Genomic DNA, 14,824 nt, shown 5'->3' with positions numbered 1-14,824 from the left:
ATACTATTTTTGTCAGATTTGAAAAGACATTCGGATAATCGAATGCCTTTTTCATTAATTATCCATTGCTTCAATCTTAAGGAAAACAAAATCTCCATCAAAGCGTTGAATATACTTTTGAAAGCCTAATAAACTAAAGGTTTCAATCTCATAACAAACCTGATCAACACCCTCACTAGTGCTTTCCTCTAGCAGTTTAAGTTTTGGAATATCGGATTCCAAGACATCACGGTAAAGTCCTTTATACTCAAAGGTAATTCGAGCCCACTCATTCCCAGAAAGCATTGAGAAAGCCTGGTAACGCACCTGCTCATCTGTAATAAGACGGGCTTCTTGTTCTGGACTTAACGTGAAAGCCAAATCATTTTCAGATTTGTGAATGGTTTGAAAACGATCAACACGGAAATAACGGATTTCAGAGAACTTGTAATCACAAGTAAAGTTATCATCCAGTTTGTAAGAAATACAGTAGAAATAATGGTTATCAAAAATGACTGAAATTGGAAAAACCTTATATTCCTCCACTTTTTCTCCTGGCTTACGGTAACTAAAAGACAAAGGACGTTGGTCCACAATGGCATCGAAAATGGCAGAAATAGCCGGTAAGAGTGACTTATCTTGATCCTGATAAATCTTAAGTTCTTGATAACTATCTAGTTCTAGCTCAGTCAATCGCTTGATACGTCTGCGCTCCTTGTCGTCTACAGCCCTCTCAACAAAGATGTTGATAATTTCTGCTACTTCATCCTTTCGAAGGGCACGACTCTCTAAAAGAATCTTAGATAGGATAACTGCCTGATTGTATTTTAGGTTACCATAGCCCTGTTCATACTGTGCATGATAGGAACCGTATTTTCTGGAATACTTAACCTTCATATTTGGACGTAACTCAGTCAAATTTTCCTTGAGTTCACTCACGTCCTCTTTAAGTGTACGCTCACTTATGCCAAAGCGAGCTAGGTAGTCCGTTTTTGAAATGTCATTTCCCTTTTCCAATTCAGACATAAAATACAAGAGACGTTTGGTTTTTGATGCTGTCATTATAAAATCCCCCTTTATAATCAAACCTCTTATTACTAAAAAATTGCTGTCTAGTTATTCATTATCATAGATAGTCATCCCTAGTAGCGACGAGCCACAGAATTATAGCTCAAATAATAGTCCTTTTTCTTTTCGTTATACTCAAAAGATAGTCTTAACAATTGTGCTTTCTCAATAGGTCTATTCTGATCAGTGTAATCAAGATCAACTGACTTATGTATGATTCCTGATGAATGGACGTTGATACTTCTCTAGGACCTTTTTGCCTGAGAATTTTCCCTCACTACCTCAGACAAGGATGTTACTGGACCCAGATAATCTTGGTCTTTAGTACGTAAGCTATTTATCTGCTCTTCCGTCCAATTACTGCTATAATTATCAACCTCAGTGACGCCATCAAGGGGATAAGTCGCTATTCCACCATCACAGACAAAGCGTCCCTTTTCGTCCTTCACAAAAGAGAGATCACTATACTCATTGCCATCTCCACGGTCATATCTCACCTTGAGACCACTAGACTCCATCTCGACATAATTGCCCTTACCATGACTTTTAATAATCGAACGTAAGGTATCCGCCTTGGGTTTCAGATTTTCAAAATCTTCTTCCGTCCAGTTATAAATCGCAGACTCATCTTCGTAATCTTTGGGATCATCGCTATCAGGTTTATCCTCATCAAGATCTGACTGAGACACCTGCTGAATCAACCTGTATTTTTTTATAGCCCCTCGATAGACAGAACCACCTAAAGTGGCAAAGAAGGATAGCACAATCAAGCCAACCACGATTGCGGTGAAGAGAAATCTACCTAGCTTCTGTCCCATTCTAAAGAGAATGGTAGCAAGGACAAAACATGCCACAATTACAGCCAGATACACAATTATCGGCTTATACTTCCAAGATAAGAAGACCGAGCCCCAGCTCACACTTAAGAGTATCAGTGGTAGAGCAAGAGTCAAAAAGAAATATCGCTTCGCAGCTTTTTCCTCCTGAAAAGCAGATTCAAACTCTGGCCCTTTATTACTAAAAGCCAACTCAAAAGCCTGATCACCATTCTTTAGATGATCATCACTTAAATAATGTTCATTCTCTTTATTAAACCTCTACTCCTCTAAATATTCTATATAACAATTTCCCAGTTTTTTCTATTGTAACAAATGAAAGCGTCATTTTCTACAAATATACTTAAAAAGCAACCTATCTTAGGTTGCTTAAAGGTTTAACATTAGTCATTCTCAATTTTTTCAGCTTCTGTACTGAATTTTTGTGCGATGGCTTCAAGAGCTAATTCATCTGTATCTGGAAGAGTGATGGCATCATCAGAAATCTCATCAATATTTGCATAAAATTCAATATGATTCTTCAGATTTTGGAGATGAATTGGTGCATCACCACCGTATTCGCCATCGAGGTTAATCATCATACGATCATCACTTAAAGGCTCAATATACAGCGAGCTCGTTTTGATATAGGAAATTCTCTTGTCATAGATGTGTTTACCACCTTGGAGAATTTGACGAATGAGGTCAACCAATTCAAAGAGGTTAGCTGTCTTAACCATGATTAGAGTAAATTTACCATCATCCAGTTTAGCATCTGGGGCAATCGTTTCAAAGCCACCAACTGAATTGGTCAAGGCAACGAAAATCATGGAAAGACCACCTTCAAAAACATCCTCATCATGCGTAATACGAACAGGAACCTTCTTAACTTGTGGCAACAACTCTGCCCCCTTAACAAGGTAAGCCAAATAACCAAGTACTGTCTTTAAGCGACTAGGTACACTATAGGTTAGTTCCGTAAAGGAACCAGCAGCCGCAATATTGATGAAGTATTTGTCGTCATAGGCACGGCCAATATCCATCTGAAGGGTCTGATTTTTAGCGATAACCTTGGCTGCTTCAACAGGATTTCCTCTTGGAATCTTCAAGGCGCGTGCAAAGTCATTTGTCGTTCCCGTTGGAATAACCGCCATTTGTGGGCGTTTTTTAAGCGGGGCAACCCCAGAAACAACCTCATTGATTGTACCATCGCCACCAGCAGCAATAACTAAGTCAAAGCCTGCTTTGGCCGCACGAGTGGCCTCATTTTTTGCTGAGTTCTCATCTGGTGTTGTTTGAAAGGCTGACGCTTCAAAGCCAGCACCTTCCAGAATATCCAAGACCTCGGCAACATTTTTTTTCATAATTTCTTGTCCAGATGTTGGATTATAAATTAAGCGGGCACGTTTTTGTTTCATATTGAACTCCTATAAATCCAGCAACCAAGCCTCATCTTTTACTTCAATTCCTAGGCTTTGTGCTTTTTCCAACTTACTTCCGGCATCACTACCAGCAACTACTAAATCTGTTTTCTTAGAGACAGAACCTGTCACCTTAGCACCCAGAGCTTCTAGTTTTGCCTTTGCTTCACTACGTTTAAGATGCTCCAATTTTCCTGTCAAAACAACTGTCTTACCAGATAAGATAGCATCATCTGCCACCTTTTGTCCAAGATAGGACAAATTAACGCCATAGGATTCCAGTTCTTTCATAAGAACTTGAGCCTCCTCCTTAGCAAAATAGCGCTGGATGGACTTGGCAATAACCTCTCCTAAACCATCTACAGCAGCAATAGCCTCGACATCTGCACTGGCTAACTCTTGTATACTGCCAAAAGCTTCTAGCAACTGCTTACTAACTTTGGCGCCAACATGACGAATACCCAAGCCATAGAGCAATTTCTCTGCAGAATTTTCTTTTGATGATTGAATGGCTACGTAAAGTTTTTCAGCCGACTTTTCCTTGAAACCTTCCAATTGAAGGAAATCCTGACTGTTCAAGCCATAGATATCAGCCACATCTTTAACCAATTCAGCTTTAAAGAGCTTTTCAACCACTGAAGGTCCCATACCTGCGATGTTCATGGCATCTCGAGAGGCAAAATGAATCAGGCCTTCCTTAATCTGAGCAGGGCAAGAAGGATTGATACAACGTAGGGCAACTTCATCTTCAAAATGTAAAAGACCACTGCCACAAGATGGACATTGAGTCGGTACTTCCATCGGCTCCTGTGTCGTACGCTTACTCTCTACTACACGAAGTACAGCAGGGATAATATCACCAGCTTTGTAGACAATTACGGTATCACCGATACGAATGTCTTTTTCGGCAATGTAATCTACATTATGAAGGGTGGCCCGACTAACCGTTGTCCCCGCTAATTGCACTGGAGTCAAATTAGCAGTCGGGGTTACTACACCTGTACGACCTACCTGCCAGTCAACTGATAGAAGCTCTGCTTCCTTTTCCTCAGCCGGGAATTTATAAGCAATGGCCCAACGTGGCGCCTTAACTGTAAAACCGAGTTCTTCTTGCATAGCCAAACTATTGACTTTGATGACAACACCATCAATGTCATAAGCCAAGTGATCACGATCTTCTCCAACAGCTTGAATAAAGTCCCAAATCTCATCCATCGATGATGTGACAATACGTCGTGGATTAACAGAGAAACCGAGTTCTGCCACTTCATTTAAGACATCATTTTGTGTTAGACGCTCCGTTGGACTAGCTTCCTGATAAAGGAAAGTCGCCAAACGACGCTCTGCAACCACTTTGGTATCTAATTGACGAAGAGTTCCTGCTGCAGCATTACGTGGATTGGCAAATTCGGCCTCACCATTTTCCTGGCGTTGGATGTTGATGCGTTCAAACTCAGCCCGAGGCAGGTAACACTCCCCACGCACCGTAATATTAAGAGGTTGGTCCAACTTCAGAGGAATATCTGAGATACGCTTGACATTTTCAGTGATATTCTCACCTACAGAACCATCACCACGTGTCGCACCTACCTGAAGAATACCATCCACATAGGTCAACGAGATAGAAAGCCCATCGATTTTGAGTTCAGCCATATAATCAGCATTAGGAAATTCGTCCTTAACCCTCTTATCAAAGGCATCTAGCTCTTCTCGTGAAAAAGCATCCTGCAAACTATAAAGCGGATACTCATGTTGATATTTTTCAAAACCATCAAGTACCAGCCCTCCCACACGATGTGTTGGACTATCTGCTTGAACAAGTTCTGGATGTTCAGCTTCCAAAGCTACAAGCTCACGATAAAGCTTATCATACTCGGCATCTGACACTGATGGATTATCTTCCGTATAATACTCTTTTGCATACTGGTTAAGTTTAACAACCAGCTCTTTCATTCGTTTTTCCATAGAAACATTTTAACATAAAAGCAGAAAAAAACGCCTTTACAGACGTTAATTTAGGAAACAAAATCAATAACTTTGGCCAATTTCTTAATAAGAATTGCACCAACTAAGAGAGAAGCCAATTCTCCCATAGCAACAGTGAACCAAGTTGCCCAAAATGGTGCCTGAGTAACCAAGGTCAACTCAGCCGCAATTGTCACCATGAAGAATGAGAAGTAAAAGGCAAAGTAAACATGAGCCTTGTCAAAAAGTCCACCTAAAATATCTTGGTTCTTAAATCGGTCGAAGAAATAAACACCTGAACCGACAAAGACCAGTGTCGAGAGACTTCCGACAACCACATCAATCATGTTAAAGCTAAAGAAATTAGCAATTACACAGCCCAAAGTCACGGCAATGATATACTTGCGATTATAAAATCCTAAAAGATTGAACATTTCTGCAATTCGGAACTGGTAGGGACCATACGAAATTAAGTTAAAAGGTGGCACAACAGTCAAGACTACATAAAGAGCTGCCACAATAGCAATATGTGTTAAATCACGAACAGTTTGTTTTTTCATTTTTCCTCCATAATCATTATCTTTTTATTATCTACAAAGGATAATATTCTCGTCAAAAGAGCCTGGATCTCACCAAGCTCTCTTTATCATCTAGGAATTATCCTCATCTTTTTTATGTTTTTTGCTGTCACTACCATCTCCAGAAAAGCTCTGAATAATAGTAATCACATCTCCTCTCCTACTTTTCAGTTCACCTTGTCTAAGCTCTTGATAGGTCGCATTAAAGACGGCCCCCAAAATCAAAATCCTGGCCAAGAAGATGAACCAAAGCATGAAGACGAAAATCATAATGGATCCAAATAACTTGATATCAACTAATCGACTCAAGGTACGAATCACATAAGTTCCAAACAAGTTGCTTAAATAGCCAATCACCAAAGTCGTAAAGATAGTCCCTGGCATGATGTAGCGGATTTTTCGAATCTTCACATTCGGGAGTACAAAATAAAGCACCATCATTCCCAGGAAGACAACTGCAATACTCAGAGGCTGGATACTATTTAAAATAAACTGAGTCATCTTGGAACCAATAGGATAGGTCTGTGTAATAACTCTAAGGACCGACTGAATAATCGTAGACAGCATTAGTGCAAAGGTGAGCAGGAACAAGATGACCAGACTCATGAAACCACCAACAATGTGACTAATAAAGACATCACGGTGTTCTGAAGCACCATATACCTTGTTAATCGCCTTTTGAAGCGAAGACAAGGACTTAATCATTGTCCAGAATCCCGTCAAAGAGGCAACTCCCAACAACTGTCCAGAAGGTGTCGAGAAGATATCCTGAACAACGTTGGCTGCAGGTGCATAAAACTGCTTAGGAAGGTGCTCATTCATAAACTTCAAGAGATCAGTCGTATCAATATTCAGATAGGGAAAGACATTTGCCGCAATGACAATGAGCGGAAAAACCGTCAAAATGAGGTAGTAAGCCACTGCGATAGTTGAAATATCTATCTCTGCACTACGATAATGCATAAGATAAACCTGCAAAGGGCGCCATTGGAGTTTATCCAATAGACGGGCCATTAAGCCTTGTCGTTTCATATTAGTAAGTTCTTTCTTCGCCTTGAGAAGTCAAAATTACTGGACCATCCTTAGTAATAACAAATTGGTGCTCATATTGACAAGAAAGTCCACCGTCAAGAGTTTTGTGAGCCCAACCCGTTTCAAGGTCAGTATCGATTTCCCAAGTACCAGTGTTAATCATTGGCTCGATAGTCAAAACCATTCCTTCTTTGAGACGGAGACCTCGTCCAGCCACCCCATAGTTTGGCACCATTGGTTCTTCGTGCATTGTTGGCCCAACTCCGTGTCCAACCAAATCACGAACAACACCGTAACCACGACTTTCAGCGTATTCTTGGATAGCTGCACCGATATCACCGATACGGTTACCGACTACCGCTTGTTCAATACCAAGGTACATAGCCTCACGTGTTACTTCCATAAGTTTTTTAACTTCATCAGATGGCGTTCCAATCGCATAAGCCCAACATGAGTCAGCCAAACCGCCAGAATATGATTCCGTGTATTTTTTAACCTGAGCAACATTGTCAAAATCCAATTTTGACACATCAAGGACTGACTTATCGATAGGTTCTGACAAGACCATATCAACCTTCAAGAGGTCACCATCTTTCAAAATATAGTGACGTGGAAAGGCATGTGCCACTTCGTCATTAAGGCCACAGCATGTCGCATAGGGGTAATCCATAATGCTTCCCTCAACCCCAATCTGAAGGGGAAGGACATTCTCTTCTTTACAACGACGACGCACATACTCTTCCACTTCCCACATATCTACTCCTGGTTTCAAGAGGTCACGTAGACCAATGTGAATGCTAGCAAGAAAATCCCCTGCCCTATCCATTGCTTCAATTTCACGTGCTGATTTTAATGTAATCATTGTTTTCTCCGTTTTCTTTATATCTTTTATTTTTAGTTACTAAGTTTTCTTAACCACAACGACTGATTTGCAGACGGTATGATTTCCGTGAGTAACCATAAGGTCCAGATGGGCTCTACGTCTGGTTTCAGCAATAATACTTGGTGTAATCGTCACCTTGTCATCGATCTGAGCTGCCTGAAGAAAGTAAAACATCATCTCTTCAATCACAAGACCATTTTGTTCCTGCTTTTCCATGATACGATAGACAACCTCTTTAACCATCTCTGCAAGAACACCCTGAGTGAGGTTTCCAGAATTGTCAATCATAGTGGGCTCGACCTCAAAGCTGAAAGCATGCTTGTCCTGGTTTAGGTTAGCTATCATTTGATCGCTAAAGGTGTGCAAGTTGCCACGATTATTGTCCTGAAGTTCTTCCAAAACCTGACGACGGGTAATAACACCTAGATAGTGTTTTTCTTCATCCACAACAGGAATGATATCAAAGTCCTCAAAAATCATCTTTTGGGCCACAGTTGCCAGACTAGTCTCAAGTCGTGTCACCGTCGGCTTGGTCATTATTGCCTTGAGCATGGTCGTCGGTTGCTGATTAGACACATCTCGCATGGTTACAATCCCAATCACCTTGTCAGCCTCAGACAGAATAGGAAAACGCACCAAGTTGGTCCGTTTCACCAAATTCTGAAAATCCCTGACTGTCATTTCTGGAGTCATGTAGTTGTAGTCTTCTCGTCTGGTATAGACTTGAGCTACAGTCTTGATGTCTGTTTTGATACGGACATTCGAAAGTGCCTGGTTAATCATGGTTGCCACGGTAAAAGTATCGTAAGTTGTTACCATGACTGGAAATTGCTTCAAACGTGAAAGCTCTTTAACCCTATCGGAAACCTGAAAGCCCCCCGTCACTAGAATAGCATTATTGTGTTCTAGGGCAAGCAATTGAATATCCTCACGGTCCCCAACAATAAGAAGATCTCCTTTGGTTAGATAACGGGTGATATTCTCAATAGTCATGGCTCCGATATAGAACTTACTGAAGACACGTTCCAGACCTTCGTGACCAGAGATAACTTCAGACTCTGTAATCTCCGCAATCTCCGCAAAGGTCAGCTTATCAAGGCGAACCTGGACTTTCTTTTCAATTCGAACTGTCCCACTCCGAGGACGTGTCTCAACCAACCCTCGATTTTCAGCTTCTTTAATTGCTCGATAGGCAGTTCCATCAGAAACCTGTAAGTGATTCGAAATACTACGCACACTAACACGCTTACCGATAGGTAAGGCCTCTAGATAATCTAGAATTTCTTGATGTTTACTCACAGTTCTCCTCCTTCTCAAAGCGGAGATAATCACGCATGGTACGGGTGTATCGGTCTGCTCCCTTAAAGCGAGACACAAGTTTAAAGCCAGACTTCTCCGCTACACGAATCGATGCCTTATTTTCCAAGTGGGCAATAAGAATAATACGATCCATTCCCATAGCTGTTAAAGCCAAATTTGACAGACAAGTAACTGCCTCTGTCATTAAGCCTCTACCCCAGTATGAGGCATTCAAAAAATAGCCAAGCTCTGCAGTCCGTTTCTGGACATCTATCTTTTCAAAACGAACGACGCCAATCATCTTTTCTAACTCTTTATCTACAATAGCCCATACACCTAGAGGCTCCTTCATGAAGTAATGAACCAAAAGGCAATCCGTTTCATGCTGTGTTTGAGTGGCAGGAAAGAAAAATTGTAGATTCTTAGGATTTGATACAATTTCGTGTAAATCAAAACGATCCAAAAAGATGAGTGGTCTAAAAGAAAGGCGCTCCGACTCAAAGAAGGCAAAAGCACCCAGACTAGTCCAAATATCCATGATAGTATTATAACACAGTTTTAGAAATGGAAAAAGGCTCAACCACTAGGGGTTGAACCTTAGACTTAATCTTCAATCAAACGAATATCTGCACCAAGGTCAGAAAGTTTCTCAATGATATTTGAATACCCACGAAGGATAAACTCAATATTGGTAATTTCAGTTTGACCTTCTGCCATAAGACCTGCCGTAACAAGCGCAGCACCTGCACGCAAATCACTGGCTTTTACTGGCGCACCTGAGAGTTGCGTTGGACCATTGTAAACAATTTGTCCACCAAGTACCTGAATATCAGCACCCATACGAGCCAATTCAGGAACGTGGTTCACACGCTTCTCATAAATCGTATCAATAATTTTTCCTCGACCACTTGCTTTCAGTAACAAAGGTGTCATCGGTTGTTGTAAATCCGTCGCAAAACCTGGATAAGGCGATGTCTTAATGTCAACAGGTTTTAAATCACCTTGCTCTTCAACAAATATGGCATCTTCTTCAACAGTCATACGAACACCCATTGCTTCAAGTTTAGCGATAAAACTTTCAAGGTGTTCATAAAGAACATTTTTAACCTTAATTCCCTTACCGATAGCCGCGGCCATAGCAATGTAGGAACCCGCTTCAATACGGTCTGGAATAACCTGATGACGAGTGCCATGTAAGCTCTCTACACCTTCAATCGTGATGACTTCTGTACCAGCGCCACGAACACGTGCGCCCATATTGTTAAGAAGAGTTGCTACATCAATAATCTCAGGTTCACGCGCCGCATTCTCAATGACCGTACGACCGTCAGCCTTAGCCGCTGCCAACATGGTATTAATCGTCGCTCCAACACTGACCGTATCCATGTAGATATGAGCACCCTTAATGCGTTGACCAGCATCAGTCGCAATACGCATAGATTCGTCTTCATAGGAAATGCTAGCACCCATTGCTTCAAAAGCCTTAAGGTGAAGGTCAATAGGACGTGGTCCCAAATCACAACCACCTGGCAAACCTACTGTTGCTTGACCGTAACGTCCAAGCAAGCTACCGTAAAAATAGTAAGAAGCACGAAGACTGTTAATCTTACCAAATGGCATTGGCATATCCTTAACGCCTCGTGGATCAATTTCGAGTGTTTCGCCATCACGCTTAACAGAACCACCCATCACTTCTATAATTTCAATTAGGTTATCGACGTCGCTGATTGCTGGTACCCCGTCAAGAGTAACCACTCCATCAGATAAAATGATGGCCGGAATCAATGCAACAACTGAATTTTTAGCCCCTGATACTGTAACTTCTCCCTGAAGTTCCTTACCACCATTGATGATAATTTTACGCATACTGTTCAATCTTTCTTATACTGGAATATTAGCTTTTACATTCTACCATAGATTGAGGTGCATGACAAATTAAGAACTCTAACAATTATCGGACTGTTTCACTTGACCATTTAAACCAGCCCTTAAAACGGATGGCTCCGTCTTTATCTGTTCGTAAAATTTTAATGTGACGTTGCTTAAAACGTTCTATTGTTTCATCATTTGGATGTTTATAACGATTGTTCTCACCAGCTGAAACAAGTGCAAGGGAGGGGTGCAGCTGGTCCAAAAAAGCTTCAGACGAAGAACCTTTTGAACCGTGGTGTCCAGCTTTGAGGACGCTTGCCCTTAAAGTTGGATAGCTGGCCATCAGTTCCTCCTCTCCTTCTTTTTCCAAATCACCGGTAAACAGAAAACTGCTTCCTAATAGCTTTCCGTAAAGAACTATCGAATCATTGTTACCACCATCACCAACTTTATTGGGATAAAGAACCTGTAGATTGCTTCCCATCATGGGTAATTTGTCGCCAGCCTTTAGAGTGTGAACTGGGCATTTTATAGTCCGAAGTCTTTTAACAAAGCTAGGCTTAGTCAAAGCCCCCTGACTGACACAGATTTCCTTAATCTTAAAACACTTGGCCACTTCTTCCAAATCACCAATATGGTCTGTGTCCGTATGCGTCAGGACCAGATAATCAATTTGAGACACTCCTCTAGCCTGTAGATAGGGAATCAAGGTTTTCTCCGCATTGCTCGTCTGGCTAGACTCTTGCCATTTTTCCTTAGTTCCAAACGTCACCTTGCCACCCACATCAATTAGGATGGTGTCGCCTTTCATACTCCTCAGAAAAATACTATCTCCCTGACCAACGTCAACCACAGTCACCTCATTGGTTAAAGGATGTTTGACCCAGACCATCAAAAGTCCAAAAATCATCAAAAGGCAAATCCTAAACTGAGGCTTTTTCCAAAAATCAAAGAGCAAAATCAATACAGCTATCATCAAGCCAAACTGAAACAAACTAGGTTTCCCTAAAATCAAAGGTTGACCTATCCAGGATTGTATCCAAGTCAAAAAGGACTCCATCCATTCAAAAAGTGGGTTGATTTGAGAAAAGATTACCAGTCCTGAGAGGGCAAAGAAGACCGTCAAGACAGGCAAGAGAAAGCTATCAAATACTATGGAAAAAATCGCTGTTAGAATTAAACTAACTGGTTGAAAAGTCCCATAATAGTAGGTTAAAAAGGGCAAAATTCCAAGACTCAATACCAAGCTCGTATAGATTGATTTCTTTAAAGATGACAAGTCCTCAAAATCAAACAAACACAACAAGAAGGCATAGGAACAACTTAATACACCTCCCACTGTTAAAAGAAAATGGGGTAACAAGAGAAACAATAGAAGCAAGGTTAGTCCCATATTGTCCAGTTTTTTAATACCAAACTCAGCCAGCAAACTTTGAACCAAGGAACGTAGGACTGAAGCTGTCCATCCTGTCATTAAGCCATAACATAAGGAAAAAGGCAGCAAGACGATAAATAGATAATCTTTAGGAAGGCCCAAGCGTAGAAGTCCGTAGCGAAACCATCCCAAAAAAAAGCCCACTTGCATCCCCGAAAGTGCAAATAGATGAATAATACCTAAACTTGTGTAAAGCTGACTCTGCTCATCGAACTCCTTATCCAAATACCCAAAGAGCAGGCCTGTCATATAGTGTCTCATAGGACTAGGAAAGTGCGTCTGGATATGAACCAAAGCCCTCCTCCTCAATTGATGGAAAAAAGCTAGGGGAGATAGAGATTTTTGAGGTACCACTTGGTCCAAGCGCTCAATCTGAGCGATTCGATAAATGCCTTGACTGGCTAGATAAGACTGATAATTAAACCCTTGAAAATTACGTTGACCAGTTGCTGGGGTTAACGTAATTTTCCCTTTTAATACTAGCGTTTGACTAGTAGTCTTGAAAAAATGCTGCTCCTTCTCAGATTTGAGTCGGTAAAAGACCTGATAGGTTTGTCCCTTGGCCTTACCGATAGCGGATAATTGCTCACCATTAACCGATAGCGTATCAGCAACCAGAGTCACCTGATTGATTTCAGCAAGGGCTTGTTTATCTTGTATGCTAGCTCTATGATGCAAGAATAAAAAGTAGACCAAAAAGAAACTACCTACAAGTCCCACCAACTTTAGGGCTGCCTTATTCTTCCAATGATGCTTCAAAAAACAGACCATAAGAAAGACAAAAGTACCAATAGCATAAACATTAGTGACAAAAATCGTAAAATAAAGGGCCGCTATTAAAAGAGCCAAGGAAAAAAGACTGATTGGCGCTTTTTTAAGCCACATAGATGGACTCTCTGATTTTATCTAACGTTTTATCACCAATTCCTGAAACATTTTTCAGGTCATCTACGGACTGAAAGCCACCATGACTTTCGCGATAGGCGATGATATCCTCTGCTCGCTTAGCTCCAATTCCAGAAATGGTTTGCAATTCCTCTGCAGTCGCTGTATTTAAGTTAATTTTCCCATCCTTAGCATTAGTTTGCCCTCCTTTGTCAGACACCTGACTAGTTCCTGATTGACCAAGGACAGAAAGGTTTTCATCCTTAGTTGCCACATAGATAACCTCTTCGTCTGACAAGCTTGCGGCTAAATTAACACTCTTAGCATCCGCATCCTCGGTCATTCCCCCAGCGGCTTTGATGGCATCAGTCACCCTAGCGCTTGCTTTTAAGGTATAAACACCTGGATTGGCCACAGCCCCCTTAACATCTACCGTTACTTTTGACTTGTCCTTTTCACTTCCTTCGGTCTTTGACTGGGAAGACGCCTCAGAAAGAGACTGTGAACTTTGTTTGGATGAGGAGGTTGACAATGTTGTCACATCTGTATAAGACGTCTCTGCCTCCATGCTGTTGCCGGCACCACAAGTCATCCATAGAAAGAAGCAAAAAATCACCATCAGTACAGCGATGACACTCACAAACAGACGATTATCTTTGACATAGGCTAGAATCTTTTCCTTCACGCTATTCTCCTTAATTGATATATTTTCTTTCTTATTCGTAAAAGATTTTAAAAATACATCAAAAAGTTAAAAACTCCATCAGATCTATGTCTGATAGAGTTTTTAGCTTATTTCTGAGTTTCTTTGGCACGGTGTTTTTCAGGATTCCAAACAAAGCTAGCTACATATGAGAAAGCCATGGTCAAAAGTACCGCAATGATAGCCGCAATACCGAGGGGGACTCGGTAAATATAAGTCAAAGGATTGGGTTTCTTGCCTGTTTGATAGCTCAAAGCTTCCTCATCAAGGCGATCAAATTCAGACTGGATACGACGAGCAACCTCTTGGATATTTTCGTCATTCAAACGCTTCAAATCTGAAATATCAATGGGATTACCATAGTTCATATCCACACGTTCACCTGTCAAGAGCCCCTTGAGTTCACGAGGTCCTTGATAGACAACCGGCATAATCTTAACCTTAGCCATCTTAGCGATAACTGCAACCCCACCCTTAACATCAGATGAATGGCGGCTACCACTTGGGAACATAATCAAACTACGCTTACTCTTCTTAAGCATGTTAACAGGGTACTTGATAGCTTCTTGACCAGGATTTTCACGGTCAATTGGGAAGGCTCCGCACATACGGATCCACCAACCAAAGATACGACTCTTGAAGAGTTCTTTCTTAGCCATGAAAATAAACTGCTTAGGACGAGCTGAAAAAGCCATATAAACAGGGTCCCACCAAGTTCGGTGCGGAGCAACCAAGATATAGTTTTCGTCCTTGTTCAATAATTTATCGCGATTGTGGTAATGGGCATTCCCATTGATAATCCATAGAAGGAAGACAACAAGCCCACGTAAATAAGCGTAAAACACGTTTTTACCTCTTTTTCTACAAGTTTTTTTCTATTATACCAAAA

Annotated in this window: 13 protein-coding genes; all 13 read right to left on the bottom strand. The window is 41.1% G+C overall.

Annotated elements, in window-relative coordinates; translation table 11 throughout:
• Positions 1–54: 54 nt before the first annotated feature.
• The 13 genes from O3670_RS00505 to O3670_RS00445 all read right to left on the bottom strand — a co-directional run bounded on the left by O3670_RS00505 (position 55) and on the right by O3670_RS00445 (position 14,780).
• Positions 55–1,041, bottom strand: coding sequence for a helix-turn-helix transcriptional regulator (locus tag O3670_RS00505; RefSeq protein WP_049545579.1), 987 nt, complete (start codon positions 1,039–1,041; stop codon positions 55–57).
• A gap of 251 nt (positions 1,042–1,292) precedes the next feature.
• Entirely contained in the window at positions 1,293–1,865 is a 573-nt protein-coding gene (locus O3670_RS00500) for a hypothetical protein (protein WP_241672652.1), read from the bottom strand.
• A gap of 401 nt (positions 1,866–2,266) precedes the next feature.
• Entirely contained in the window at positions 2,267–3,280 is a 1,014-nt protein-coding gene (locus tag O3670_RS00495) for a diacylglycerol kinase (protein ID WP_073689611.1), read from the bottom strand.
• Positions 3,281–3,289: 9 nt separating this feature from the next.
• Entirely contained in the window at positions 3,290–5,248 is a 1,959-nt protein-coding gene (gene ligA, locus O3670_RS00490) for an NAD-dependent DNA ligase LigA (RefSeq protein WP_155123779.1), read from the bottom strand.
• Positions 5,249–5,298: 50 nt separating this feature from the next.
• Positions 5,299–5,808, bottom strand: coding sequence for a QueT transporter family protein (locus O3670_RS00485; RefSeq protein ID WP_004183169.1), 510 nt, complete (start codon positions 5,806–5,808; stop codon positions 5,299–5,301).
• Positions 5,809–5,898: 90 nt separating this feature from the next.
• Entirely contained in the window at positions 5,899–6,858 is a 960-nt protein-coding gene (locus O3670_RS00480) for a YihY/virulence factor BrkB family protein (protein WP_155123778.1), read from the bottom strand.
• Position 6,859: 1 nt separating this feature from the next.
• Positions 6,860–7,720, bottom strand: a complete 861-nt coding sequence (locus O3670_RS00475) for a methionyl aminopeptidase (protein WP_004183173.1) — start codon at positions 7,718–7,720, stop codon at positions 6,860–6,862.
• Positions 7,721–7,759: 39 nt separating this feature from the next.
• The gene (gene spxR / locus O3670_RS00470; RefSeq protein WP_070577035.1) at positions 7,760–9,040 is read right to left on the bottom strand and encodes a CBS-HotDog domain-containing transcription factor SpxR; all 1,281 of its coding nucleotides are present in this window, start codon (positions 9,038–9,040) and stop codon (positions 7,760–7,762) included.
• Complete coding sequence (locus tag O3670_RS00465; RefSeq protein WP_048673823.1) at positions 9,033–9,578, bottom strand: GNAT family N-acetyltransferase; 546 nt, start codon at positions 9,576–9,578, stop codon at positions 9,033–9,035. Before O3670_RS00465 ends, spxR begins: the two co-directional genes overlap by 8 nt.
• A gap of 65 nt (positions 9,579–9,643) precedes the next feature.
• On the bottom strand, positions 9,644–10,906 hold the full coding sequence (gene murA / locus O3670_RS00460) for a UDP-N-acetylglucosamine 1-carboxyvinyltransferase (RefSeq protein ID WP_156685246.1): 1,263 nt from the start codon (positions 10,904–10,906) through the stop codon (positions 9,644–9,646).
• Between the two features lie 85 nt (positions 10,907–10,991).
• On the bottom strand, positions 10,992–13,232 hold the full coding sequence (locus tag O3670_RS00455) for a DNA internalization-related competence protein ComEC/Rec2 (protein ID WP_156685245.1): 2,241 nt from the start codon (positions 13,230–13,232) through the stop codon (positions 10,992–10,994).
• Positions 13,222–13,917, bottom strand: coding sequence for a helix-hairpin-helix domain-containing protein (locus O3670_RS00450; RefSeq protein WP_070437773.1), 696 nt, complete (start codon positions 13,915–13,917; stop codon positions 13,222–13,224). The genes O3670_RS00455 and O3670_RS00450 overlap by 11 nt, the downstream gene beginning before the upstream one ends.
• 107 nt (positions 13,918–14,024) lie before the next feature.
• Positions 14,025–14,780, bottom strand: a complete 756-nt coding sequence (locus tag O3670_RS00445) for a lysophospholipid acyltransferase family protein (RefSeq protein WP_156685244.1) — start codon at positions 14,778–14,780, stop codon at positions 14,025–14,027.
• Positions 14,781–14,824 lie beyond the last annotated feature (44 nt).

It is taken from the genome of Streptococcus sp. 27098_8_74, assembly GCF_041431705.1.
Lineage (GTDB): Bacteria > Bacillota > Bacilli > Lactobacillales > Streptococcaceae > Streptococcus > Streptococcus salivarius_E.
Note: the sequence above shows the minus strand (reverse complement) of the source record. Positions and strands in the feature narration are given on the sequence as shown.

Excerpts from the sequence above, each read along its gene's own strand:
- O3670_RS00505 (WP_049545579.1), bottom strand. The coding sequence starts at position 1,041 with ATGACAGCATCAAAAACCAAACGTCTCTTGTATTTTATGTCTGAATTG.
- O3670_RS00500 (WP_241672652.1), bottom strand. The coding sequence starts at position 1,865 with ATGGGACAGAAGCTAGGTAGATTTCTCTTCACCGCAATCGTGGTTGGC.
- O3670_RS00495 (WP_073689611.1), bottom strand. The coding sequence starts at position 3,280 with ATGAAACAAAAACGTGCCCGCTTAATTTATAATCCAACATCTGGACAA.
- ligA (WP_155123779.1), bottom strand. The coding sequence starts at position 5,248 with ATGGAAAAACGAATGAAAGAGCTGGTTGTTAAACTTAACCAGTATGCA.
- O3670_RS00485 (WP_004183169.1), bottom strand. The coding sequence starts at position 5,808 with ATGAAAAAACAAACTGTTCGTGATTTAACACATATTGCTATTGTGGCA.
- O3670_RS00480 (WP_155123778.1), bottom strand. The coding sequence starts at position 6,858 with ATGAAACGACAAGGCTTAATGGCCCGTCTATTGGATAAACTCCAATGG.
- O3670_RS00475 (WP_004183173.1), bottom strand. The coding sequence starts at position 7,720 with ATGATTACATTAAAATCAGCACGTGAAATTGAAGCAATGGATAGGGCA.
- O3670_RS00465 (WP_048673823.1), bottom strand. The coding sequence starts at position 9,578 with ATGGATATTTGGACTAGTCTGGGTGCTTTTGCCTTCTTTGAGTCGGAG.
- murA (WP_156685246.1), bottom strand. The coding sequence starts at position 10,906 with ATGCGTAAAATTATCATCAATGGTGGTAAGGAACTTCAGGGAGAAGTT.
- O3670_RS00455 (WP_156685245.1), bottom strand. The coding sequence starts at position 13,232 with ATGTGGCTTAAAAAAGCGCCAATCAGTCTTTTTTCCTTGGCTCTTTTA.